The sequence below is a fragment of the Bradyrhizobium mercantei genome (assembly GCF_001982635.1).
GTDB classification, from domain to species: domain Bacteria; phylum Pseudomonadota; class Alphaproteobacteria; order Rhizobiales; family Xanthobacteraceae; genus Bradyrhizobium; species Bradyrhizobium mercantei.
The window spans coordinates 301232-324341 of sequence record NZ_MKFI01000002.1; the positions used below are offsets into that span (position 1 = coordinate 301232).

Annotated in this window: 23 protein-coding genes and 1 tRNA gene; 12 read left to right on the plus strand and 12 right to left on the minus strand. The window is 64.8% G+C overall.

Annotated features, from left to right (window positions below):
- The first annotated feature begins 56 nt into the window (after positions 1 to 56).
- Positions 57 to 1274, plus strand: coding sequence for a GGDEF domain-containing protein (locus tag BI327_RS09000; protein ID WP_076859744.1), 1218 nt, complete (start codon positions 57 to 59; stop codon positions 1272 to 1274).
- Between the two features lie 77 nt (positions 1275 to 1351).
- Here the strand turns inward: BI327_RS09000 and BI327_RS09005 are convergent, their stop codons facing one another.
- Together BI327_RS09005 and BI327_RS09010 are read right to left on the minus strand one after the other, a co-directional pair.
- Positions 1352 to 2146 carry an adenylate/guanylate cyclase domain-containing protein gene (locus BI327_RS09005; protein ID WP_076859746.1) on the minus strand — a complete coding sequence of 265 codons (795 nt, stop codon included), beginning with the start codon at positions 2144 to 2146 and terminating at the stop codon, positions 1352 to 1354.
- A 93-nt stretch (positions 2147 to 2239) separates the two neighbouring features.
- Positions 2240 to 3295 carry a carbon-nitrogen hydrolase family protein gene (locus tag BI327_RS09010; protein ID WP_076859748.1) on the minus strand — a complete coding sequence of 352 codons (1056 nt, stop codon included), beginning with the start codon at positions 3293 to 3295 and terminating at the stop codon, positions 2240 to 2242.
- Between the two features lie 162 nt (positions 3296 to 3457).
- On the opposite strand from BI327_RS09010, the gene BI327_RS09015 reads away from it, so the two are divergent.
- From BI327_RS09015 to BI327_RS09025, 3 genes are all read left to right on the plus strand, one after another.
- Positions 3458 to 4408 carry a LysR family transcriptional regulator gene (locus BI327_RS09015; protein ID WP_076859750.1) on the plus strand — a complete coding sequence of 317 codons (951 nt, stop codon included), beginning with the start codon at positions 3458 to 3460 and terminating at the stop codon, positions 4406 to 4408.
- Between the two features lie 78 nt (positions 4409 to 4486).
- A complete protein-coding gene (locus BI327_RS09020; RefSeq protein WP_076859752.1) occupies positions 4487 to 4789 on the plus strand; it encodes a DUF485 domain-containing protein in 303 nt (100 codons plus the stop codon).
- Positions 4790 to 4803: 14 nt separating this feature from the next.
- Entirely contained in the window at positions 4804 to 6387 is a 1584-nt protein-coding gene (locus BI327_RS09025) for a solute symporter family protein (RefSeq protein WP_076859754.1), read from the plus strand.
- A gap of 231 nt (positions 6388 to 6618) precedes the next feature.
- Here BI327_RS09025 and glmU read toward each other — a convergent pair whose 3' ends face one another.
- Complete coding sequence (glmU, locus tag BI327_RS09030; RefSeq protein WP_076859756.1) at positions 6619 to 7977, minus strand: bifunctional UDP-N-acetylglucosamine diphosphorylase/glucosamine-1-phosphate N-acetyltransferase GlmU; 1359 nt, start codon at positions 7975 to 7977, stop codon at positions 6619 to 6621.
- A gap of 183 nt (positions 7978 to 8160) precedes the next feature.
- Here glmU and BI327_RS09035 point away from each other — a divergent pair, with 183 nt between their 5' ends.
- A complete protein-coding gene (locus BI327_RS09035; RefSeq protein WP_076859758.1) occupies positions 8161 to 9558 on the plus strand; it encodes a hypothetical protein in 1398 nt (465 codons plus the stop codon).
- A gap of 96 nt (positions 9559 to 9654) precedes the next feature.
- Positions 9655 to 10035, plus strand: a complete 381-nt coding sequence (locus BI327_RS09040) for a hypothetical protein (RefSeq protein WP_076859760.1) — start codon at positions 9655 to 9657, stop codon at positions 10033 to 10035.
- On the opposite strand, the gene BI327_RS09045 is transcribed toward BI327_RS09040, so the two are convergent.
- Positions 9995 to 11623: a glycoside hydrolase family 17 protein gene (locus BI327_RS09045; protein ID WP_076859762.1), complete on the minus strand. Its 1629-nt coding sequence runs from the start codon at positions 11621 to 11623 to the stop codon at positions 9995 to 9997. The genes BI327_RS09040 and BI327_RS09045 overlap by 41 nt on opposite strands.
- A 245-nt stretch (positions 11624 to 11868) precedes the next feature.
- Between BI327_RS09045 and BI327_RS09050 the strand changes: the two genes are divergently transcribed.
- From BI327_RS09050 to BI327_RS43515, 5 genes are all read left to right on the plus strand, one after another.
- The gene (locus tag BI327_RS09050) at positions 11869 to 12483 is read left to right on the plus strand and encodes a beta-1-3, beta-1-6-glucan biosynthesis protein (protein WP_076859764.1); all 615 of its coding nucleotides are present in this window, start codon (positions 11869 to 11871) and stop codon (positions 12481 to 12483) included.
- A gap of 194 nt (positions 12484 to 12677) precedes the next feature.
- A complete protein-coding gene (locus BI327_RS09055) occupies positions 12678 to 15551 on the plus strand; it encodes a glycosyltransferase (protein WP_076859765.1) in 2874 nt (957 codons plus the stop codon).
- Positions 15552 to 15786: 235 nt separating this feature from the next.
- Positions 15787 to 15862 (plus strand) — tRNA-Lys (locus BI327_RS09060).
- A gap of 383 nt (positions 15863 to 16245) precedes the next feature.
- A complete protein-coding gene (locus BI327_RS41540) occupies positions 16246 to 16698 on the plus strand; it encodes a hypothetical protein (protein ID WP_143271563.1) in 453 nt (150 codons plus the stop codon).
- 244 nt (positions 16699 to 16942) lie between these two features.
- Positions 16943 to 17074, plus strand: coding sequence for a hypothetical protein (locus BI327_RS43515; RefSeq protein ID WP_283807771.1), 132 nt, complete (start codon positions 16943 to 16945; stop codon positions 17072 to 17074).
- A 341-nt stretch (positions 17075 to 17415) separates the two neighbouring features.
- Here the strand turns inward: BI327_RS43515 and BI327_RS09070 are convergent, their stop codons facing one another.
- The 4 genes from BI327_RS09070 to BI327_RS09085 all read right to left on the minus strand — a co-directional run bounded on the left by BI327_RS09070 (position 17416) and on the right by BI327_RS09085 (position 19563).
- On the minus strand, positions 17416 to 17652 hold the full coding sequence (locus BI327_RS09070; RefSeq protein ID WP_076859769.1) for a hypothetical protein: 237 nt from the start codon (positions 17650 to 17652) through the stop codon (positions 17416 to 17418).
- A 231-nt stretch (positions 17653 to 17883) separates the two neighbouring features.
- Positions 17884 to 18129 carry a hypothetical protein gene (locus BI327_RS41545; RefSeq protein WP_076859771.1) on the minus strand — a complete coding sequence of 82 codons (246 nt, stop codon included), beginning with the start codon at positions 18127 to 18129 and terminating at the stop codon, positions 17884 to 17886.
- Positions 18130 to 18307: 178 nt separating this feature from the next.
- Complete coding sequence (locus BI327_RS09080) at positions 18308 to 19213, minus strand: ribonuclease Z (protein ID WP_076859773.1); 906 nt, start codon at positions 19211 to 19213, stop codon at positions 18308 to 18310.
- A gap of 155 nt (positions 19214 to 19368) precedes the next feature.
- On the minus strand, positions 19369 to 19563 hold the full coding sequence (locus BI327_RS09085; protein ID WP_076859775.1) for a hypothetical protein: 195 nt from the start codon (positions 19561 to 19563) through the stop codon (positions 19369 to 19371).
- A gap of 288 nt (positions 19564 to 19851) precedes the next feature.
- Between BI327_RS09085 and BI327_RS09090 the strand changes: the two genes are divergently transcribed.
- Positions 19852 to 20031, plus strand: a complete 180-nt coding sequence (locus BI327_RS09090; protein ID WP_143271564.1) for a hypothetical protein — start codon at positions 19852 to 19854, stop codon at positions 20029 to 20031.
- On the opposite strand, the gene BI327_RS09095 is transcribed toward BI327_RS09090, so the two are convergent.
- From BI327_RS09095 to BI327_RS09105, 4 genes are all read right to left on the minus strand, one after another.
- A complete protein-coding gene (locus tag BI327_RS09095) occupies positions 20028 to 20486 on the minus strand; it encodes a hypothetical protein (protein ID WP_076859779.1) in 459 nt (152 codons plus the stop codon). The genes BI327_RS09090 and BI327_RS09095 overlap by 4 nt on opposite strands.
- 47 nt (positions 20487 to 20533) lie before the next feature.
- Complete coding sequence (locus BI327_RS42635; RefSeq protein ID WP_167386856.1) at positions 20534 to 20698, minus strand: hypothetical protein; 165 nt, start codon at positions 20696 to 20698, stop codon at positions 20534 to 20536.
- Between the two features lie 89 nt (positions 20699 to 20787).
- A complete protein-coding gene (locus tag BI327_RS09100; protein WP_167386857.1) occupies positions 20788 to 21048 on the minus strand; it encodes a DUF3551 domain-containing protein in 261 nt (86 codons plus the stop codon).
- Between the two features lie 298 nt (positions 21049 to 21346).
- Entirely contained in the window at positions 21347 to 22198 is an 852-nt protein-coding gene (locus BI327_RS09105) for a 3-hydroxybutyryl-CoA dehydrogenase (RefSeq protein WP_076859780.1), read from the minus strand.
- Positions 22199 to 23110: the final 912 nt, after the last annotated feature.

The window sequence follows — 23110 nt, forward strand, 5'->3', positions numbered from 1 at the left end:
GCATCAACGCACCATTAACGCGTTTCGGCGAGGGTGCCGCCGCCGGAGGTAGCCCGATGCACACTGCGCAGGATCGCGAGGCCCGTCGCCTCGATACGCTCGCGGAACTCGACATCCTCGATACGCCGCGTGAACTGGCGTTTGACCGCCTGACCTCGCTATGCCGCAAGATGTTCCGCGTGCCGATGTCGACGCTGACCTTCATCGACGGCCACCGCCAATGGTTCAAGGCCTCCGACGGGCTCGACCTGCGCGAAACCGACCGGCGGCCGGCGCCGTGCAATGTGACCATCACGCTCGATGAGCCGCTGGTCGTCCCCGATATGCTGCGCGACCCGCGCTTCGCGGACAACCTCTTCGTGCGCGGGGCGCCGTTCGTCCGCTTCTATGCCGGCGCGCAGCTCAAACTGTCAGGCGTCGTGATCGGCAGCCTGTGCGCCATCGACACGCGCCCCCGCGATGATTTCGACGCCGAGGCGACCAGCATGCTGGTCGATCTCGCCGCGATCGCCGTCGACGAATTGCAGCTGCGGAACCTGTCGATGCAGGACGCCCTCACCGGCTGCTCCTCGCGGCGCGCCTTCCGCGGCGAAGGCGAACGGCTGACCGCGCTGGCGACCCGGCATGTCAGCCCGCTCTCCTGTTCGGTGCTCGATGTCGATCACTTCAAGCAGGTCAACGATACCTACGGGCATGCGGTCGGCGACATGGTGCTGGCGGGGGTAGCGGATGCCGCGCGCTGTGCGCTGCGCGGCTCCGACGTGATCGGCCGGCTCGGCGGCGAGGAATTCGGCATCCTGCTGCCTCACACCAGGCTCGACCAGGCGATGGGTGTGCTCGAGAAGGTGCGCGCCGCCGTCGCTGCGACGCGGATCGAGACGCCGGCGGGCACGATCGGCGTCACCTGCAGCCTCGGCGGCGCGGTGCTCTCGCCCGGCAATTGTTTCGACGACATGCTGCGCAACGCCGACCTTGCGATGTACGGCGCCAAGCAGGCCGGCCGCAATCAGGCGCTGGCCTGGGTCGACCGGGCGCCGTCGATTGCCCCGACCGCGCGGCGGGTGTTCAAGGCCGGCCAGATCACCTTCAACGCCGGCCATTCCACGATCGACTGCACGGTGCGCGGCTTGTCGCGCGACACGGCGACGATCGAGGTGATGTCGACCTCGGGCATCCCCAACCACTTCAAGCTCGCGATCGCCGCCGACGCACTGTCGCGCGCCTGCAAGATCACCGCGAAGGCCGACAACCGGATCGAGGTCGCCTTCACCTGACGATCATCTCCGATCGTCATTCCCAGGTACGCAATTGCGCACCGGGGAATGACGAGAGCTAGCGTCGCACCGGCGCCCTAATGCTCGACCCGGTAGAGCCGCCATCGCTCCGGCACGCCCTTGAGCTGGTGCGCGCCGCGGTCCTTGAAGCGGATTTCGGATTTCGACATCAGATCCTTGACCGCGCTCGACACCAGCACCTCGCCGGCGCGCGCTTTCGCCGCGACGCGTGCGCCGATGTGAAATGCCAGGCCGATGACCTCCGCCCCGCTCACCTTGTACTCGCCCGCGTGCAGTCCCACCCTGATCTCCAGCCCGAGCGTGCGCACGGCCTTGACGATCGCGGTGGCGCAATTGATCCCGGCAGCCGGTGCGCGGAACGTCGCCAGCACGCCGTCGCCCGTCGTCACCACTTCCTTGCCGCGCAAGGCCTTCAGCTCACGGCGGACGGCGGCGTAATAGTGATTCATCACCGTCGCCCAGCGGGAGTCGCCGAGCCGCGCGGCCTTTTCGGTGGATCGGACGATATCGACAAAGAGGATCGTGGCGAGCGCCTGCTTGAGCTCCGCGTCACGTGCGGCGGTTCGCCGCCGGTTTGCTATATTTCCGACCAGCGGTTCATAGCGATGGCTGCGCCGCCGTGCGACAGCCGCCTTGGTGTAGTCCTGGGCGCGCTGCACCGTGCGGCAGCGAATGGTTTTTTCCTGCGGCGGAAACGTCCAGTAGACCTTTCGCCGGTCGCCGGCACCCTCAACCTCCACGGCGCCCCATTTCAGGAAAACCGTCGAACCCGTGCGCCGAATGCACCATGCCTTCGACGTGTATCCGGAGACGTTCGATTGATGGACTCCGATGCGAAGGAATTTGGGCATGAGCGTCCGGCCGCGAGCGCTTGGTCCTACCTGCGGTGAAGCGTAGTCAGACATTCGCGCGTTGGCAACAGGACTGGTTCACCTGCCGGAGGATTAACCTGCAGCGATCCTCTGCCCGTTCGATGCAGCGTCGGCATCGGCGGACAGGATCGCCTGAGCTTCGGCTCCCGGCTGTTGTTCATCGCGAAACCGCGCCGGGGTCAGCCGGCTGCGATCGATCGTGACGCCAAAAATGTCGAAGCGGTTGTAGTAGCCGACCACGTCGTGAAACTGTTTCGGCTCGACGCAACGATTGAGATCGATCTCGGCGTAGGCGATCCCCTCCTGATCCTGCAATTCATCGCCAAAGACGACGCCCGTCGGATCGACGAAGAAGCTCGCCGCACGTGGCGTCCGGTCGATCACGTCGGCGATGGTTCTGTCGCGTTCAATGAGGAAGGTGCGCATTGGCTCGTCCATGTAGCCGGCGGTGACGATGCCGAACACCTTGGCTTCGAAGCAGTGCGCGCTGGCCCGGATGCGATTTGCGGCGACGTTGTCGAAATTGCCGCCGCCGGCCGGGCGCCGGGTCGGCCACATCGGCGGCCAGCTCGAGATGTGCACCTGTTCACCCTGCGCCATCAGCGCGAAGCGGGCCAATGGATTGGTGTTCTCGCCGCAGATCAACCCGCCGATGCGGCCCTGCCGTGTCTCCGCGACCACGAGGCCCGCACCGTCCCCGGACGACCACACCAGCTTCTCATAGAAGGTCGGAACCAGCTTGCGGTGATGGACCAGAACTTCGCCGGTCTCGCCGATCAACAGGTTCGAATTCCACAGCCCGCCTACGCTGACGGCCGAGCGCTCGCTGATGCCGATCGACACGGTGACGCCGAGGGCGCGCGCCTCGGCGCAAAGCCGCGCCACTTCCGGCCCGTCCGCCAGCACGGATTGCTCGGCCATGCGCACGAACAGGTCGTGATTGTCGATCGGAGGCCACAGCGCGGCCCAGACCGGAAAGGCGGGAATATAGGTTTCCGGAAACGCGATCAGCTCGGCGCCGGCCCTCGCCGCCTCGCGCATGATGGAGATCGCCTTCTCGGTGGTCGCCTGGCGGTCGAGGAAGACGGGTGCGGCGTGGACGGCAGCAGCCTTGAAACGAGGGAGCATGTCGAAAATCCCGGCTAGGATTGAGGGAGCGAAGCGGTATCATCCCTGCCTTGCGGGCATGCATCGGAATTGTCGCAAGCCCGGTTGCGAAGGATCGGAGTCCGTCGCGGCGTTGGAACGGGAATTGCTTTGCCGGCAAGGGCCGCAATCGGGAGGCAAGTCATGTTCGATACGATCAACTGGGACGATTTGCGGGTATTCCTCTGCGCCGCCCGCGCCGGCAATCTCAGCCAGACGGCGAAGCGGCTGCGGCTGGACCATTCCACCGTCAGCCGGCGCATCGCGCAGATGGAGGCCTCACTCGGAATTGCGGTGTTCGAGCGCCATCGCACCGGGCTCAAGCTCAACGAAGTCGGCGAGCGGCTGTTGCGTCATGCCGAGCGGGTCGAAAGCGCCGTCATCGCCATTCGCGAGGAGGCCAGCGCCAGCGACACCCAGGAGCTCGCCGGGACCGTGCGGCTCGCGACCATGGAGGGGATCGCCTCGCTCTATCTGGCGCAGCGCTTCGCCAGACTGCGGCGCACGGCGCCGCAACTCTCCGTCGAACTCGTCACGTCCGCCCAGACGGTCTATGTCCACAAGCGTGAAGCCGACCTGTTCGTGTCGTTCTTCCGGCCACCCGGGCCGGGCCTGATCTCGGAGCGCATCGGCAAGTTTCGTCTCGGCCTGTTCGCGAGCCAGGACTATCTCGACAATCACGGCATGCCCACAACCCTGCGCGACCTCGGGGATCATTGGTTCGTGTCCTATATCGGGGACTTGCTCCAGGTCGATTCGGTGCGCTGGCTCGCCGACGTCATCGAGGAGCCGAAGATCGCCTTCCATTCCAACAGCATGATCGCGCAGATGAATGCCGCGGCGGGCGGCCTCGGCATCGTGATGCTGCCGAGCTTTGCCACCAGGGACCGGCCCGACCTGATCCCCGTGCTGCCTGCCCTCGCCGGCACGGCTCGCGAGGTCTGGCTCAACGTCCACAGCGACCTGCAATTTGCCCCGCGCATCCGCGCCGTCCGCGCCTTTTTGAAGAATACCCTGAAGCAGGACCCCGACATGCAGGTCACGCTGGCCGATGCCGTGCCGCAGCCGCGCACAGCAGATTGCAAAAATCCATAATTCCCTTCCGTTGCAGCCCGCCTGAAGCTCGTCCGATTGGCGCTAGGCAAAGCGCGCTGAAGCTTTAAGGGGACCAACATGAACCTGGTTATTCCCGGCAATGCCGATCCGGCGTCGCGTGGCGTCGCATTGGCCAGGAAACTGGCCAAGACGCGGCTGACCGTCGCGCTGGTTCTGAGTGTTGCGATGATCGTGATCTATTTCGGCTTCATGGCGCTGTTCGCGTTCGACAAGCCGTTGCTCGGCACCATCCTGATGCCAGGCCTGTCGCTTTGCATCGTGCTCGGTCCGCTCGTCATCATCTCCTCGTTCGCGCTCTGCCTGATCTACGTGCTGTGGGCGAACCGGGTGCTCGATGCCGGCATCCGGGACCTTCGCTAAAGGGGCAGGCAAAGATGGGCAGCAGCACGCTTTCGATCGGGTTCTTCTTCGCCTTCATGGCGTTGACGCTGGGGATCACCTATTGGGCCGCGCGGCGCACGCGTACCACCGAGCACTTCTTTGCCGCCGGCGGCCAGGTCACGCCGTGGCAGAACGGCTGGGCACTCGCCGGGGACTTCCTGAGCGCCGCCGCCCTGCTCGGAATTGCCGGGATCGTCACCTCGAACGGCTTCGACGGCATGGTCTATTCGATCGGATGGCTGGTCGGCTGGCCGATCATTCTGTTCCTGATCGTCGAACCGTTGCGTAACGTCGGCCGCTTCACCTTCGCCGACGTCGTGGCCTATCGCCTGCGCCAGCGCCCGGTGCGGCTCGCCGGCGCCGTCGGAACACTTGCCGTCATCCTGTTCTATTTGATCGCCCAGATGGTCGCGACGGGATCGCTGATCAAGCTGCTGTTCGGCCTGCCCTACACCTGGTCGGTCGTCGTGGTCGGCAGCGTGATGCTGGTCTACGTGCTGTTCGGCGGCATGCTGGCGACGACCTGGGTGCAGGTGGTGAAGGCTGCGCTGCTGATGGGCGGCGGCATCCTGCTTGCCTTCCTGGTGCTGACCCATTTCGACATGAACCCGCTGAAGCTGTTCGCCGCGGCGTCCGAGAAATACGGCACCAAGGTCCTGCAGCCGGGGTCGAAGGTGGTCTCGGGCCAATGGGATGCGATCTCGCTCGGGCTCGGCCTGATGTTCGGGACCGCCGCGATGCCGCATGTGCTGATGCGCGCCTATACGGTGAAGGACGCCAAGGCCGCGCGGCTGTCGATCCTCTATGCCACCGGCCTGATCGGCGTGTTTCATCTCATGGTCTTCATCATCGGCTTTGGCGCCATGGTGCTGGTCGGCGCCGACGCGGTGGCCAAGGCCGGAGGTGGCGGCAACATGGCCGCGCCGCTGCTCGCACTCACCGTCGGCGGCAACGCCTTCTTCGGCTTCATCTGCGCGGTCGCGTTCGCGACCATGCTCGCCGTCGTCGCAGGGCTGACGCTGTCGGGCGTCGCCACGCTCTGTCACGACGTCTGGACCAATGTGATCCGCAACGGCGCCGCGTCCGAGGCCGAACAGCTCAAGGTCGCGCGCGTCGCAACGGTTCTGATTTCCATCTTCGCCATCATGCTTGGCATCGCCTTCGAAGGCCAGAACGTCGCCTTCATGGCGGGCCTCGCGTTCTCGATCGCCTGCGCCGCGAACTTCCCCTCGCTCGTGCTCTCCATCACCTGGCGCCGCTTCACGACGCCCGCGGCCGTGGCGAGCATCCTGGTCGGCACGCTGAGCTCGCTGGTGCTGATCTATCTGTCGCCGACCATCCAGGTCGACATCCTCGGCAAGCAGCTCGCCGCGATCGAGCATCAATGGTGGTTCGTGTCGCTACGCAATCCGGCGATCATCAGTATGCCGCTGTCCTTTGCGGTCGCGATCCTGCTGTCGCTGGTGACGCGGGAGAAGAACGCAAATCTCGCCTTCGACGAGATGCAGCGGCGCATCCTGCTCGGACCGGTCCAGCCGACCACCAGCGAGCCCGCCGAGGCGAAGAGCGCGGCGTGAGGCGCGGCGCGCAGGACGATCGGCCCTAGGCCGCGGAACATATTCGGTGTTGTCCCGGCCTTGCGCCGGGACCCATAACCACGAATGCCAACTGGTTTGCAGCGCTGGGGCCGCAGCTCACTTCGACAACATGACCCTGTGGTTATGGGTCCCTGCTCCCGTGCGCAATCGCGCACTAGGCAGGGACGACATCTCATGTGTGAAACAAGGTGCGATCACACTGGGAGAAGATCACTTCCCCTTCGCCGCCTTTTCTTTCAGCTTGGCCGCGCGGTAGCGCGCGGCGCCGCCTTCGCGGATGGACTGCTCACTGCGCTCGAGCGCCATCGCGTCGTCGGGGACATCCTTGGTGATGACGGAGCCCGAGCCGATATAGGCGCCCTTGCCGATCGTCACCGGCGCCACCAGCGACGTGTTGGTGCCGATGAAGGCGCCCTCGCCGATCAGCGTCTTGTGCTTGAGGAAGCCGTCATAGTTGCAGGTGATGGTGCCTGCGCCGAGGTTGGAATTGGCGCCGACATGGGCGTCGCCGACATAGGCGAGATGGTTGACCTTGACGCCGGCCTCCAGCCTCGAACCTTTGGTCTCGACAAAGTTGCCGATCTTCACGCCGTCGCCGAGCGAGGTGCCGGGCCGCAACCGCGCGTAGGGTCCGAGCTCCACCTTCTTGCCGATGCTGGATTGGGTGATGTGCGAGAAGGAATGGATCAGGGCGCCGTCGTCGATTGAAACGCCGGGACCGATCACCACGAACGGCTCGATCACGACGTCCTTGCCGAATGTGGTGTCGGCGCCGAGATAGACGGTCTCCGGCGCGATCAGGGTCACCCCGGCCTTGAGCGCCTGCTTGCGCAGCCGCGCCTGCATCACGGCCTCGGCCTCGGCGAGCTGCGCCTTGGTGTTGATGCCGCGCACTTCGTCTTCGCTGGTCTCGATCACGACGGCCTCCAGTCCCAATTCCCTGACGATGCCGACGGCATCGGTCAGATAATATTCGCCCTTGGCGTTGGCGTTGCCGATCTTCTCGATGATCGCGAGCGCCTTCCTGCCGTCGAACGCCATCACGCCGGCATTGCACAGCGTGATCTTGCGCTCTTCAGGGCCGGCGTCGGCCTGCTCGCGGATCGCAACCAGACTGCCGTTCTCGACCACCAGACGGCCGTAGCCGGTCGGGTCGGCGGCATGGAAGCCGAGCACGGCGAGCGCCGCGCCGTCGCGCAATGGAGCGCGCATCCGCGCAAAAGTCTCGGCCGAGATCAGTGGCGTGTCGCCGAACGCGACCAGCAGGTCATCGGCGCCGCGGGCGATCGCCTCGCGCGCGGCCAGCACCGCATGCGCGGTGCCGAGCCGCTCGCGCTGCACGAAAGTCTGCGCGTCGGGCCGCACCCGGCGCGCCTCGGCGGCGACCGCCTCATGGTCCGGCCCGATCACGACCGCAAGCTGCGATCCATCGCCGGTGGCGGCGGCATTGAGCACATGCGACAGCAGCGCCTGGCCGGCCACGGGGTGCAGCACCTTCGGCAGCGATGAGCGCATCCGCGTGCCCTCGCCGGCCGCAAGGACTACTGTCAGGCTGGTTCGCGCAGTCATTCACAATCCTCGATGTCTCGCGCAGGTCGCTGCGCCAAGCTTGGTTCGAGGCCGTCTTTAATTGTTTTCCCCGGCAGAAGAAACCGATTCGCCTCCGCGGCGCCTCAGATTCAAGTTCCCGGTCCATTTCCTGTTAATCTTTGCCTCGTGATTCGGCGGGCCTTGAGGAGGGCCAAGCGGGCTTTGGCCAAAGATCGCGACAATCTGGCGGCGGAATTCGACACCGAGAGCACCACCGGCTTTTTGGCCGAGGAGGATACTTTCGATCGCCGTATGCTGTGGCGGCTCGGGTCGTGGGGCGTGGCCGCGGTCGGCGCCGTCACGATCGCCGTGATGGCCAACCAATCGGCGCTGACGCTGCGGCGCGACCAGGTCGCCGCATCTGATATCGCGCGCCAGGCCCAGCAGTTGCAGACACTGGCGAAGGAGAGCCACAACGAGACGCGCCGGCTGGCGTCCGCGATCGATACGCTCAACGGCGATCGCGACCGGCTGTACTCGCGCGTCACCACGCTGGAGCAAGGCCTGGATTCGGTGACCGGCGCGATTGCCAAACAACCGGCGGCACCGGCGCCTGCACCTTCGCCCTCCGCAGCCGCGCCCGGTACGCCGCCGGCGACAGCCAATTCGGCTTCCGCCGCCCCGGCACCGGCCGTCGCCGCCGTGGCGACGACATCGCCTGCCGCGTCGGACAAGCCGGCGGCGGCCGATAAGGCGGCCGCATCCACCGACAGCAAGGCGGCCGCAGCGGTTGRGAAGCCGGTCGCGGCGGCCGAGAAGCTCGTGGCCCCCGACAAGAAGCCGGCCGCCGCGCCCCGGCTACTGGCCGCCGCGGAGAAGCCGTCAGCCTCGGACAGTTCGCCGCCGGCTTCTGCATCCACCGCTGCCGTTGCCAGTCCGATGAGCGCCGCCGCTGCCGCGGCCAGAACCGAGGACGAAAGAGCGCCAGTGGTCTCGGCCGCGCCGGTCGCCGACAAGCCGCCCGCTGAGAAGCCGCTGCTGGCCTCGCTCGAACCCGCGCCGAACAAGCCAACCGAGGCGGTCAAGCCAGTGACCGCCAACGATGTCAGCGCCGCGCCGATGCCGCCGCTGGTGATCACGGCCGATCCGGATTCCGACGTTGACGACGACGCGCCCAAGGCACAGATCCACCGCACCGAGTTCGGCGTCGATCTCGGCACCGCGAATTCAGTCAATGGGCTGCGCGCGCTGTGGCGTGGCCTGCTGAAGTCCAAGGCCAACACGCCGCTGGCGGCGCTGCGGCCGATCATCGTCATCAAGGAAAACAGCAATGGGCTCGGCATGCAGCTGCGCCTGGTCGCCGGACCGCTGAACGATGCCGGGACCGCCGCCAAGATCTGCGCGGGCCTCAGCCTGATCCAGCGGACCTGCGAGACGGCGATTTATGACGGCCAGCGGCTGGCGCTGAACGAACCGCCCCCCGGAGCCAAGCCGGCGCCAACGCACCGGCGGCTGGCACCGAGGCGCACCACCATCGCCCCGCCGCCGCAGCCGGTCGTCGAGGAAAAGAAGCCGGAGCCGACAACGATCTCCTCGATGTTCCGGCGAAACAGCCAATAATCATGTGAGGCGAAGGGATTGCGGCCAAATTCTCAACCGATTTTGCTGCTTTGACCGAGCCTTGTCCCAGTCCCCGTTCCCGACCATAGTGCCGCGATGACAAAACCTCCGTTCCGCCTCTCCCCCTATCAGGTCCAGTTCCTGATGGTCGTGGGCTTCGTCACCGTCGGCTACGCGCTCTACGTGCGCTACCTGGCGATCGAGTTCTCGCCGGTCGCGCTGGCCTGCGACGCCGGCGCGCAGACCATGCTCTGCAAGGCGCGCGCGCTCTCGACCGTGCTGTTCAAGAGCTCGGTGTTCGGCATCACGGCGCTGGTGATCGCGGTGTTGAACCTGATGCGGCCTTCGATCGTGCTGCTCACCGGCGGGCTGATCGCCGCCGGGCTCGGCATCGTGCTCTACAACGTGGTGCTGTCGGGGCTCGCGATCGGGCTGTTCATCCTGGGTTTTGCCCGGCCCGCGCCCGCCACAGCGTAGCTGCCAGCAGCAGGTACATCACGCAGGTCCAGTCCGACTGCCAGTTGATCGTGCCCTCGTTGTAGATCGTGTAGGCGGCGGCGATCGCCAACAGGCCGGCAAACACCGATTCCGCGATCGGCCGGAGACCTTCCTTCGGGCGGTTGAGCATGGTCAGCAGCGCAAACGGCACCACGGCCATGGTCAGCGAGGCGTACGGGAAATCGCGGTAGCGCGGATCGAAGGTGAAGCCGAGCGCGGTTTCGGCCGCGATCACGGTGGTGATGGCCAGCACGACCGCCAGCAACGCGCCGAACCTGCCCTTGCCGCGATAGTCGCGCGGTCCGACCAGCTCCAGGAAGGTCGGCAGCGAGCGCCCGGCGATCAGTGCATGCGCCGTCAGCAAGGGTGAGAGGATCGCAGCCGCGAGCAGCACGCCCCAATGCAGCCAGCCGCTGACGCCGTAGCTCTCGTAATACATCTTGTCGCCGGCGATCCCGAGCAGCGTCCCCGCTGTCGTCGCCGAAATGCCGACCGCAATCCAGGCCGAGGGCCGCGGTGTCCACGGCCGGCGCCGCAGCGTCAGCCAGGCCACGAGGAAGGTTGCGACCGACAGCGCCATGCCGCCCGCCATCTGCAGCTTCCACTCCGGATAGTTCGTGATCGCAACGCCCGGCGGATACTTCACCTGCCGCTTCACCGAATCGAACAGGCCCCAATTGCCGCCGACGGTGCCCTCGAGCTTGCGCTTCCAGGGCTGGTCATAGGCCTCGATCAGGTTGACCCGAAAACCCTCGCGCTTGGCGAGGTCGAGGATCTCGGAGACCACCCGCGCCTGGTTGGTGCGCGACGGCAAGGCGCCCTCCCGCATCCGCCCTGCGCTCGGCCAGCCGGTCTCGCCGATCAGGATCTCCTTGCCGGGGAATGTCACCGCCATGCGCTTGCGGATGTCGTCGACATGCGCGGCGGCGTATTTGGCCTTGATCGGGATGTCCTCCCAATACGGCAGGATGTGAATGGTGACGAAGTCGACCGCGTCATAGATCTCGCGGTTCTTCACCCAGTATTCCCAGACGTCGGCATAGGTCACCGGAAGATTGCCCGCCGCGGCCTTCACCGCGCGGATGTTGCCGGCAAGATCGTTGGCCGTCATCTCGCCGCGCAGCAGCACCTCGTTGCCGACGATCAGCGAGGTGACCACGCCGGGATATTCCTTGGCGAGGCGGACTGCGATCGCGATCTGCTGCAGATTCTTGAAGCGGTTGCTGCTGAGCCAGATGCCCTGCATCACCTTCAGCCCGACCTTGGCCGCAACGCCCGGCACCTGGTCGAGCCCGTTCTCGATCGAATAGGTCCGCACGCAATCGGTGACCTTGGCGAGATCGGCGAGGTCCTGCTCGATCTGTTCGACCGGAATCTGCGTGGTGGGATCAAGCGGCGTCTGCGCGCCGCGGAACGGCGTGTAGGACACGCATTGCAGGTTTGCGGCCGGATCGATCGGCGCGCGCACAAGCGTAATCGGCGTGGCGAGCCACCACCACACGGATGCAATCACGGCGAGCGAGATCAGAAGAAGCGCCAGCGGCGTACGAAGCGAAATCGGTTCCATCCTCCGGGGGACCGTCGAATTAGCCGGTCACAGCCCATCTGCCAAGTGTAGGAATCGGTCAATACCATGGTTGTCCTGCGACAGTTTTGCGCTGGATCGATAAAGTTGTGAGTTTGCTGGACAAAATACGAAATTCCAGTCATGGGATTCCGCCAGAGTCTCCGCCGCACTGGAGACCTATTTGGACGGCATCACGCGAGCCGTTAGGATGATCCCGCGGGGGCAGGAACATTATCGGGGAATACATGCGTCGACGGCTGCTTGAGTTGAAGAACACTGCTTTGCGTCACATTGCCGTAACGGGCCTTGTCACAGGCCTTGCGCTCCTGATCGGGGCCGGCGGCGCTTTCGCCCAGAGCGGCACACCCAATCCGCCCGACCAGGCCAAGCAGCAGCCTGGAAACCAGGCCGACGCCAACGCCAATGCGGCGCGCGAGGCCAACCAGCGCAAGGTCGAGGAATTCGTCGAGGCCCAGCAGGCCATCAACGGTCCGGCCGGCAACCCGGAGTGCGTCTGGCTCGGTCGCCGCGTGGTCCGCCTGATGTGGAACGACGACCTCGATACCGCGTTCCGCCATCTCGACCTCTATGACCGGTTCGGCTGCCCCGGCGGTCACGTCCAGGCCGCGTTCCGCTGCCTGACCCGGTTCGGCGCCCAGATCGACGACAAGGTGCGCGGCAGCCTCGACGGCCGCATCCACGCCTGCTGGATCAACCCGGGCGCCCAGCCACAGGCCGCGACGGCCGCCGCCGCGCCGACCCCGGCGCCGTCGACGGCCGGCAACGCCGCGCCCGCGCCGGCTGCCTCGCCCTCGCCTGCACCGACCCCGTCGGCCACACCAGCGCCGGCGTCGAAATAGCCGCATCGCGCAATCGTGGCCGGCCGCGATTTTTTTTCGCGGCTGGAACGGCTTGCGCCCTTAAAACGCCATCGCGGCACACCAGTTGTTAAATCGGATGGCGGAGATATCTTTCCCTCCGCCGCCATGTTGGTCGAACCCAGGGGACGGGTTCGCTTAGTCCTCAATCTCAGGCCCCGTATGGTTTAACCGCGATGCGCGCCGTCGTCGCCGTCCTGTTGCTTGTCACCGCCGCTCACGCCGCCCTGTGGGGTCTCTTCCAGGAGAAGCAGTCGGCGCCCGATTTCCGTGGCACGCTGCCGAGCCTGTCCTACGCCCCGTTCGAATCAGGCCACAGCGTCGCCGACGTCGCCGCCGACACCGAGAAGGTGCGCACCGACCTGCGGAAGCTGTCGGCGATCACGAAGGCGGTTCGCCTCTACTCGTCGACCGAAGGCAACGAGCTGGTGCCGCCGGTCGCCGCCGAGTTCGGCATGAAGGTCACGGTCGGCGCCTGGATCGACAAGGACGCCAACCGCAATAGTCGCGAGATATCGCAGGCAATCAGTCTCGCAAAGCGTAACAGCAATGTCATCGGCATCGTCGTCGGCAACGAAACTGTGTTCCGCGGCGAGCAGGTTCCGATTGAGAATCTCGGACCGCTGCCAAAGGACGATCCCAGCGCAGACGAGGCAGAGCGCTATCGCGAGGATTTTGCTCGCTTCCTTCGCGACGACGCCCCGCGCATTCAGCGCGAGGAGGATGCACGCCTGCACGACGCCGAATCGCAGCCCGAGGACAAGCGGGCCGAGGCGATAAAGTGGGCGATCGCCGAGAACAACGTGCACCGACTGATCAGGGTGATCCAAACGGTCAAGAAATCGGTCAACGTTCCCGTCACGACCGGTGAAATCTGGAACATCTGGCGCGACCATCCGCAGCTCGCCAATTCGTCCGACTTCGTCGCCGCGCACGTGCTGCCCTATTGGGAGAACTTCACCGACAAGCAGGCGGTCGACCAGGCGGTCGATCGCTACAATCTGTTGCGCGACTCCTTTCCCGGCAAGCGCATCCTGATCGCCGAATTCGGTTGGCCGAGCCAGGGTTACAATCTGCGCAGCGCCGAGCCCGGCCCGTTCCAGCAGGCCACGGTGCTGCGCAACTTCGTGACCCGCGCCGAAGCCATCGGCATGGACTACAACATCGTCGAGGCGATCGATCAGCCCTGGAAGTTCTTCGAAGGCGGCGTCGGCCCCTACTGGGGCATCCTCAACGCCGACCGCGAGGCGAAGTTCGCCTGGACCGGCCCGGTCACCGATCTGAATTACTGGAAGCTCGCCACGGTCGCGGTCCTGGTCGGGCTTTTCATGTCGTTGCCGATCCTGCGGCTGGACCAGCCGACAGTGATGCAGGCGCTGCTGCTGTCGGCCGCGGCCAACGGTGTCGGTGCCTGGGTCGCGACGGTGTTTTCGTATTGGACCACGCACTATTTCGTCTGGGGCTCGGCCTTTGCACTCAGCCTCGGCCTGGTGCTGCTGGTTCCGCTGGTCCTCATCGCGATGGCGCGAATCGAGGAGATCGCGGCGGTGGCGTTCGGCCGCGGCCCGCGGCGGCTGATCGGCAAGAGCGAACCGCTCGCCCCCGCCACGATCGGCGAGAGCGTGAAGTTTCCGAAGGTCTCGATCCACATCCCGGCCTATTTCGAACCGGTCGAGATGCTCAAGCAGACGCTCGATGCGGTGTCGCGGCTCGACTATCCGAACTTCGAGTGCGTCTGCATCATCAACAACACGCCCGATCCCGACTTCTGGCGGCCGATCCAGGATCACTGCCGGCTGCTCGGCGAGCGCTTCAAGTTCATCAATGCCGAGAAGGTGCAAGGCTTCAAGGCCGGCGCGCTGCGGATTGCGATGGAGCGGACCGCGGCGGACGCCGAGATCATCGGCATCATCGACGCCGACTATGTCGTGCATCCCGACTGGCTGAAAGATCTCGTGCCGGCGTTCGCCGATCCGCGCGTCGGCCTGGTGCAGGCCCCGCAGGAGCATCGCGACGGCGACCGCTCGCTGATGCACTACATCATGAACGGCGAGTATGCCGGGTTCTTCGACATCGGCATGGTCCAGCGCAACGAGTTCAACGCCATCATCGTGCACGGCACGATGTGCCTGATCCGCCGCGCCGCGATGGACAAGGCCGGCGGCTGGTCCTCTGACACGATCTGCGAGGACACCGATCTCGGCCTCTCGATCCAGCAGCAGGGCTGGCTCACGCACTACACCAATGTGCGTTACGGCGAAGGCCTGCTGCCCGACACCTACGAGGCCTTCAAGAAGCAGCGCCATCGCTGGGCCTATGGCGGCTTCCAGATCGTCAAGAAGCACTGGCGGCGCTTCCTGCCCGGCGCGAGCCGGCTGACGCCGGACCAGCGCCGCGAATTCTCGCTCGGCTGGCTCAACTGGCTTGGGGCCGAAAGCCTCGGCGTGGTGGTCGCGATCCTCAACCTGATCTGGGTCCCGATCGTCGCCTTCGCCGACATCGCGATCCCCGACAAGATCCTGACGCTGCCGATCATCGCCTCCTTCGTCGTCTCGCTGGTGCATTTCGTCGCGCTCTACCGGCTGCGCGTGAACATCAAGGCCGGCCAGATGCTGGGCGCCATGATCGCGGCGATGAGCGTGCAGTGGACGGTGTCGCGCGCGGTGGCGCAGGGCCTGATCACCGAGCATCTCGCCTTCGCCCGCACTTCGAAGGGCGGCCTGTCGCGGATGTCGATCGAATTCCAGGCGTTCTGGGAAGCCGTGATCGGCGTGCTGCTGTTGATCGGCGCCATCGTGCTGGTCGTCACCAACGGCTACAAGCAGGTGCGCGAGATCTACATCTTCGCCGGCGTCCTGGTGTTGCAGAGCCTGCCGTTCCTGGCGGCGGTCTCGATCGCGATCCTGGAGAATTCGCGGATCAACGAGTTCGCATTCTGGCGCAACAGCGCGATCCGCACCGCGGAACTGATCGGGTTGCGCCCGGTCAGCCTGCCCTCGGTCACCGCCCCCTCGCAGCCGGTCGGCTCCGAAATTCGCCACGACAGCTAGAGCATGATCCGGAAAAGTGCGCAGCGGTTTTCCGAAAAGATCATGCGCCAACAAGAAGCCTGCTTCAAGAAACGGCCCTAACCCGAGGGGCCGGAACGGCAAATCCGCCGCAGCGGTGCACAATTGACCGCCCCTCGGCTATTGACCCGATGGTCCCCGCCCCCTACACAGCGCGGGCTGGAGCATGATCCGGAGCGGTTTCACCGCTCGGTCCGGATCAGATGTTCAGGTGAGTGAGCGCGTAGCTCAGGCGGTAGAGCACGTGACTTTTAATCATGGGGTCGAGGGTTCGAGTCCCTCCGCGCTCACCAAACAAATTCCAATAGCTGACGCGAAACCACCCGGCCGCTTCAACGAACCGGCGGGTTGTAGCGATCCCAGATGACGGTTCTCGAGCCACTCTGCGCCGGTCGCGAGATGGCGTCGTCGAACTTGTGATAATGGTCGAGCTGCTGCTGCTCATCGCGCAGCTGCGGCGCTTGGGCATGCGGCGCTTGGGCAGACGAGTAAGGACTATTCGTACCGTTCCAATGATCAGATCCCGACACGACACAACCCCATCCTGGTTCAGATGTGGGCTGGTTAGCATCGTTGCGCTGGTATCTCTGTATCGTCGCCGCAACAGCGCCGGCAATCCCTGCAATATGAGCACACAGATTGTTTCCGTGGATCTCCGTGCGTGAGGAGCCTGCACATGAAGCTTGCCGGCGCAGTCGCAATTTGGCTCGTGCCTTGCGTATTTGCCGCAACCGCCAATGCACAAAGCTGCCTCACGGGCCCTATCAAAACGAAGGACGGCACGTTGCAGACGTGGACTGTCATCAATCGCTGCGGCGCACCGGTCACACTGCGCTATTCGCTGAACGGTCCAACAGGCAAGGAAACAAAAAGCGCAATCGTCTCCGCCTGCAGCAGACAGCGGATTGTGCAGACCTTCGAGACAGATCGGATCGATTTTCTAGGTACGGCCTATGGTCCAGGCTGGGAGAAGATTTGCCCGTCATTGGACGATGAGATCAGCCCCAGGAAACGACCGGAAAAATCGAACGGGGCAGATCAGATCCCGTTTCCATCCCTAAGCCCTCCGCCCCTTGCCGGCCCCAAGCCAATAGGTCCTGCGGGAGGGAAACCCATTCCCAAGGGATAGCCTTGGGGCTGCGGAACCGATCGGGCGTGCGCCGAGGCGCGACGTCCGAAACCGGTCGGCGGCATGGGCGGCACGGGCCTTGCATTTCTGGCGGTGATGGGAATTCCAGTGTGCTGGTTCACAAATGAACTGTCGCCCAACGTGTATTTTGCAGACGGGCAACCGAACCAATCGGGAGGTATCGTTGAGACATGCAACGCCTCTACAGGCCAGATTCATCGTTCGGCGAGGAAGCACCGCCTGGATGGTTTATGACCGGGAACTCAAAGGGCCGGCACAGGTGAAAAAGGATGGCCATTTCGCCGAGAGGCTGACCAAGGAACAGGCCGAACACATCAGGCAGGCGTTGACGGACGCCCTCGAGCCCAAGCCGTGATCGAGGGTATAACCAGTTCGAATACCCGATCGGTGGGAGTACAAACCGCCAACAGATGACACCCGTGTTACCTCGTAAGGTATATGAACAGAGTTAGGCAACGCGAACGAGGCGCGGCAGAAAGGCGGCGCGCCGGCGAAGCAAAATTGGGCCGTTGCGAAATTCACCTTTGAACACAGGACGTTTTGCTCGGACCGCCGTCAGCCGCTGCGGATGAACGATCCGCGAACAGCCCAAGGGCATAGCTGCACCGCAGCGCACACCCCGAGGGAAGCGGCACGAGAGTGCAATGCCGAGCGCGATACGCATCAAACGCCGAGAGCGCGTCGAGACTTCAAACGTCAGCCGAGCGGCAGTTCGCCCTGCCCGCCTGTCCAGTCGATGATATCGACCTGGAGCCCTCGCTTCAGCATCTCGGCTTCGAGACTGCCGGCATGGCGTTTCCACTCGGGCGTCGCGCGGACCCGGAATTTTGGCTCTTCGCCGATGGCTTCGAATTCATCGTCGGCCTTGAGCGCTCCGCGGACGGCTTCGTACATCATCTTCAAGCTGGCGTCGGTGAAGGCGCCGTAGTCCATCTGACGTCTCCCTCAGCACGGTCGGAAGCCAAAAAGGCCGCCACGAAAACAGTCCGTGGCGGCCTTTTGCACGCGGCCCATCCAGACGGCCCATCGAGAGCGTGGGCGAGTCGGGTTAATGAAACGTTGTTGGCGCGGCGGCGGCATCCCCTCGCGGGAGTTCGCCCGTGAAGAAGGGCCCCGCCGAAGCGAGGCCCTCTCTGGTGATGCATGGTGCTCCACTATCGGCTGCTAGTCGTCGTCCCAGTCGTGACGACGGATCACGACGCCACGCTCGCGATAGTAGTCGCGATGGTGGTACCAGCCGTGGTGCCAGCCGCGATCGTGCTCGCGGTACACGCGCGGACCGTCATATCGATCGCCGTAATAGCCGTGGCCGCTGCCGACATAGACGCCCACACCCTGTGCGCTGGCAATGGTCGGTGCCGCTATCGAGAGTGCCGCAACCGCGGCAAGAGCGTAAGTCAACTTCGTCATGGCATCCTCCTTATCCAGTACGCCGGGATAACGAGTGGCGTCCGCGCATGTTGCAGGAACAAGTTCGGAACTTTCCTGAACGCATGTTCAAGGTCATGGCGAACGCGGCGCGATTTGCAGAGCGACGTTGAGGAACCGCGACAGCGTTCCGTTGGCGGGACCGTGGAGGTTGCCGCGCTTATATCGTGACACGATCGAAGTCGACGGCCACGCGGCTGTTCGGGAAGATGCTCGTCGCCTCCGCCAAAATGTCCTGGTCCGGGTAGCGCCCCGAGATGTGCGTGAGGACGAGTTGCTTGACCCCGCTCCGCGCCGCGAGCGCGGCAGCCTCGGTCGCGGTCAAATGCCCGTACTCGCGCGCAGTGGCCGCGTCGCGCGCGAGAAACGTCGCTTCGATCACCAGCACGTCGGCATCCGCGACGTGACCGTCCAGCCCGTCGGTGGTTTCGGTATCGCCGACAATGACGAGCTTCCTTCGTCCCTCGGCGGGACCAAACACCTGGTCCGGATCGATGGTGCGGCCATCATCCAACCTCACCTGCCGTCCCTCCGCCAGCTCCTTGCGAACCGGCCCATCGGGCACGCGCAGCGCCAGCAGCCGGTCCGGGAGCAGATGCCGGCGGATCGCGCTCTGAAAGGAAAAAGCGAAGCTGTCCGTTTCCCGGTGGCGGACCGGAAAACAATCGATGGTGAAGTCGCCGGCGTCGATGACGCGTCCCTCGCTCAACGGCGCAAGCTCAAGCGGGATCGGCGCTCTGCCCTCGCCCCACAGCCCCGCCAGCATGCGGACCACGACATCGAGCGTGCCGGGCCCGGCATGAACAGTCATCGCATCCGAACTCTGCCGCAGTCGCAGCGTCGAGAACAGCCCGGGAATGCCGAGCACATGATCGAAATGCCCATGCGTCAGCAACAGGTGATCAAGCCGTCGAAAGCCGGCGCCGCTCCGCAGCAGCTGGCGCTGCGTCCCCTCGCCGCAATCGATCAGGATACGACTGCCGCCCGCCTCGACGAGGATGCCCGGGTGATTGCGCTCGGCGGACGGCACGCTGGCCGACGTTCCGAGAAAAGTCAGCGCGAACATCGCAGCACCTCGTCGTTGCCGACTGCCGGCGGCTGCATGCCGCCGGGATGCCGCATCTGATGGCAGCCTCGCCCTCGGTGTTCAAGCGCTTCGATGGCTTGCGTTGGAAAACCGTCAGCCTCGTCCGGGCAGTCGCGCCGTACCCTCTCGATCGGTCACAGCCTTAGGCATCGAAACAGTTGCGCGAGCGCGGTGTTGGCGGATTGGGCGCGGCGCTCGAGGAGCTCGGCGGCAGTGGCGTAGTTGCGCGCCAGGATCTGGAGCGCGCGGCGGGCATCCGGCAGCGTGGATTGCTCGGCCATCTCCAGGCACTGGTGCTCGAAATATCTGAGCTCCTCAAGTTCGGTCATTTGCGATTCGTCCGATCAGGTTCTGTATTGTCGAACCCAGTGCATCTGCGACCTAGTGAAAGTTTGGCAAGATTGTTACGGGCCCCTGACTATCTGGTCGGAGTGTTTCTGGACCCATGATTTGATAATCACCGCTCCGTGACCCGCGCGGATGCGCGCTACGCGAATCGACAAGCGCACCCGATCGCATCAATATGCGTGAGTCTTGCTTGGGGCGCAGCAACGTCGTGACCGGAGCGTGGGGCATCTTCGCGAAATCTGCGGCGGCGCCGCGTTGAGTTGGCTTTGTTGAACCAGATGAAGAAGCGCGATTGGGTCTTCGTGGCGTGCTGTGTCGCAGGTGCGCTGCTGTTCGGTGTCTGGAGCTTCCAGATGGGCCTGGCGTTTCATCGCTCTCAGCAGGGCCCAACCGATCTCTCCAGCTCGCACCGGCACAGCCAGGACGGCTCCCCCGCACCGACGGACTAAGCCCAGGCCAAGCCGGCAACGACGGCGCCGTCATCGTCGTCGGTCCTCGCGCGCGTGGGCTGCCTGCGGCGCGTGCCGTCCCTGGCGCGACGGTGACGCATGTCGAACCCGCGTAGCACGCCCGGCACTTGGCGTACCATGCCGCGGACGAACCCGATGGCCTGCCTGACGACGGCCACGATGGTCGCCACGCGCGTGAACAGGCCGATCAGGAAGATCATCGAGAAGACGTCGATATAGGCCAGCGCGTCGCCGACCAGCATCAGCTCGGGAGGCAGCGGGATCCGGTGCAGATAGGCGCCGATCACGATGACGACCGGGATCAGGGCGATCAGCTTGCGCAGCGTCAGGCGGTCGAGCAAGGCCGCGAGCTCGACGACCAGGATCTGCCAGAGCCAGTCGCCGAACGCCGCCGGCCTGTCGATCGTCCAGGTCTGCCACAACCGTTTCCACATCGCGGCGTCCGCCTCGTCTGGGGGCTGTTAGGGGCAATTAACGGCGGCTACGGTTTCGACGACGCTTCGCTGCCATCGCCCTCGATTGCGGCGCCTTGCCCATCCGCAGCATCGGCCGATGGAAAAATGCGCTCGTAGTTCGCGCGGGCCTCGCGGATCAGACGCGCGCGCTCCCGTTCGGATTTCGAGATGAACCTGATGATCTCACCCATTTGTCTCTCCAACGCAGAGGGTCACTCTGCGGCTATCCGCAATGCAACCATCGTGCCTGATGTCACGGAACCGACGTCCATGCTCCCGCTCAGCGGACCGCCCGCGGCGCCATGCGCTGCTGGCTGAACGCAACCCGCGGATTGACGCCGCAATAGGCGTCGCGGCCTGAGGCCGACGCCTGGCACTGCTGGTAGGTCTGGTAGCCGCAATAACCGGGATATCCCTCCTGGCGGCCCTGGATGCACCAGGGATAGTCATAGGGATCGGCGGCGGCCGGCTGTGCGGAGCCGACAATCCAGCTCGCCCCGAGCGCCGCGAACGCCAGAATTGCCCAATTCGACCTGCGCATGATCCTGCTTCCTTCCTCGATCGGCACCCAGCCGCTGATCTAGGTACGCAGGCGAAATCTGCGAGGTTTCCGCTCGCAGCCTCAAGAAGCTGTGACCCGGGCGTGACGGACCTGATGTCGAAGCGAAAAATGCCGTGAACGGATCTGCAGGGCACAAAAAAACGAGGCCCGGTGTGCCTAGGAGACCGGGCCTCGTTTCTGATGTCCCCCGCCTCGTGGCGGATCAGGGCTTTTGGTTACGCGAGCTTGTCCGCGCGATCCATCCCGGATGACTACGGGGTCGGGCGCGCGAAAGGCCTCACTTGCTGTAGCTGTAGAATCCCTGCCCGGTCTTGCGGCCGAGGTGGCCGGCATCGACCATCTCCTTCAAGAGCGGCGCCGGCCGGTATTTGGGATCGTTGAAGCCGGTGTAGAACACCTCCATCACCGACAGCATCGTGTCGAGCCCGATCAGGTCGGCAAGCGCGAGCGGTCCGATCGGATGGTTGCAGCCGAGCTTCATGCCGGCATCGATCTCCTCCGCGGTCGCGATGCCTTCCTGCAACGCGAAGATCGCCTCGTTGATCATCGGGCAGAGGATGCGGTTCACCGCAAAGCCCGGGCTGTTCTTCGCCGTGATCGCGACCTTGCCGACACGCTTGGCGAAGGCTTCGGCCTTGGCGACCGTGTCGTCGGAAGTCTGCAAGCCCCGGATCAATTCGAGCAGCGCCATCACCGGGACAGGATTGAAGAAATGCATCCCGATGAAGCGGTCGGGACGATCGGTGGAAGCCGCAAGGCGGGTGATCGAGATCGACGAGGTGTTGGTTGCCACCAGCGCGCTCGGCTTCAGCCCGGCGCAGAGATCCTTCAGGATCTTGACCTTCAGCTCCTCGTTCTCGGTCGCGGCCTCGATCACGAGATCGCACGCCGCAAGCCTGGACTTGTCGGTGGTCGCAACGATGCGTGCGAGCGTCGCGTCGCGATCGGCCGCGGTCATCTTCTCCTTGCTGACCAGGCGATCGAGACTGCTCCCGACCGTCTTCAGGCCGCGTTGCACCGCCGCGTCGGAGATATCCACCATGGTGACGGCAAGCCCCGCCGCCGCGCAGATCTGCGCGATGCCGTTGCCCATGGTCCCGGCGCCGATAATGCCAACCGTCTCGATCATTGTTTTCGTCCCTCGTCGCTTGCGCAGCCGCACGGCCGCATCGTCAAAACCGGCGGACCGTGCGGCCCGCGATTGGCGCAGGAATAGCAGTCCGGCCGGACGGCCGATACAGGAGATGGCGGTATTCTGATGGGGTTTATTCGGGGCGCGGCGGCACAGGTCGCCGTGGCGGGACGGCGGTGCGAGGCGGCAGTTCGGTCCGGGTCGGCTCGGACCTGCGCGACGGCTCGAGCGCGCGGTTCAGTCGCACGATCCACCAGGCCAGCCGCCCGTAGCTGCGGCGCAATGCGGGTACGAGCCCGTCTTCGATGTCCTGGTCACGATCCATACCCCTATCGTTAACGTGCATCCTTGAAGGAACGGTGAGCGCCATCAGGCACTGCGCCGGCAATCGTTAGGAACTTGGCAACTATTTCGCGCAAGCCTTGCTAGGTTCAAGCCTCGTCAGGCTGACGGCACCAGCGCCGGTAGTCTCCCGGATTGCACTGGAAAGTCCCTGCGCTGCAGCATGACAATGCCAGTGCGACTCGCATTTAGTTGATCGAATTTTCTGCCTAACGCCGCGACACAAGGAAATTAGACGACGAAGGGCTACGCCCATGCTTTCTGAAAAATTCTTTTTGGTTCTTGAGACGTTGCTGAACGGCCAGACCCATTCCGACGGAAGCCCGCGTGTGGTGAGCACCTCGCCCCACGTCCCGATCAAGCTCCCGCGCGTAAGCCAACCGGAAGGCAAACTCCCTCGCTAGGCCTGTTGCTGACGGCAGCTTGGTCACCACGGGGTTCTCAGCGCGCCGCAGCCGCGCCGCCGCGGAATGCTGGTCGCGACATTGCTGCGCGTGCCGGCTGGATGGTCGCCGCGACGCACGAAGCCAGCGTGACGCATGAAGCCTGGTGGCGGGAGCAGCCCCT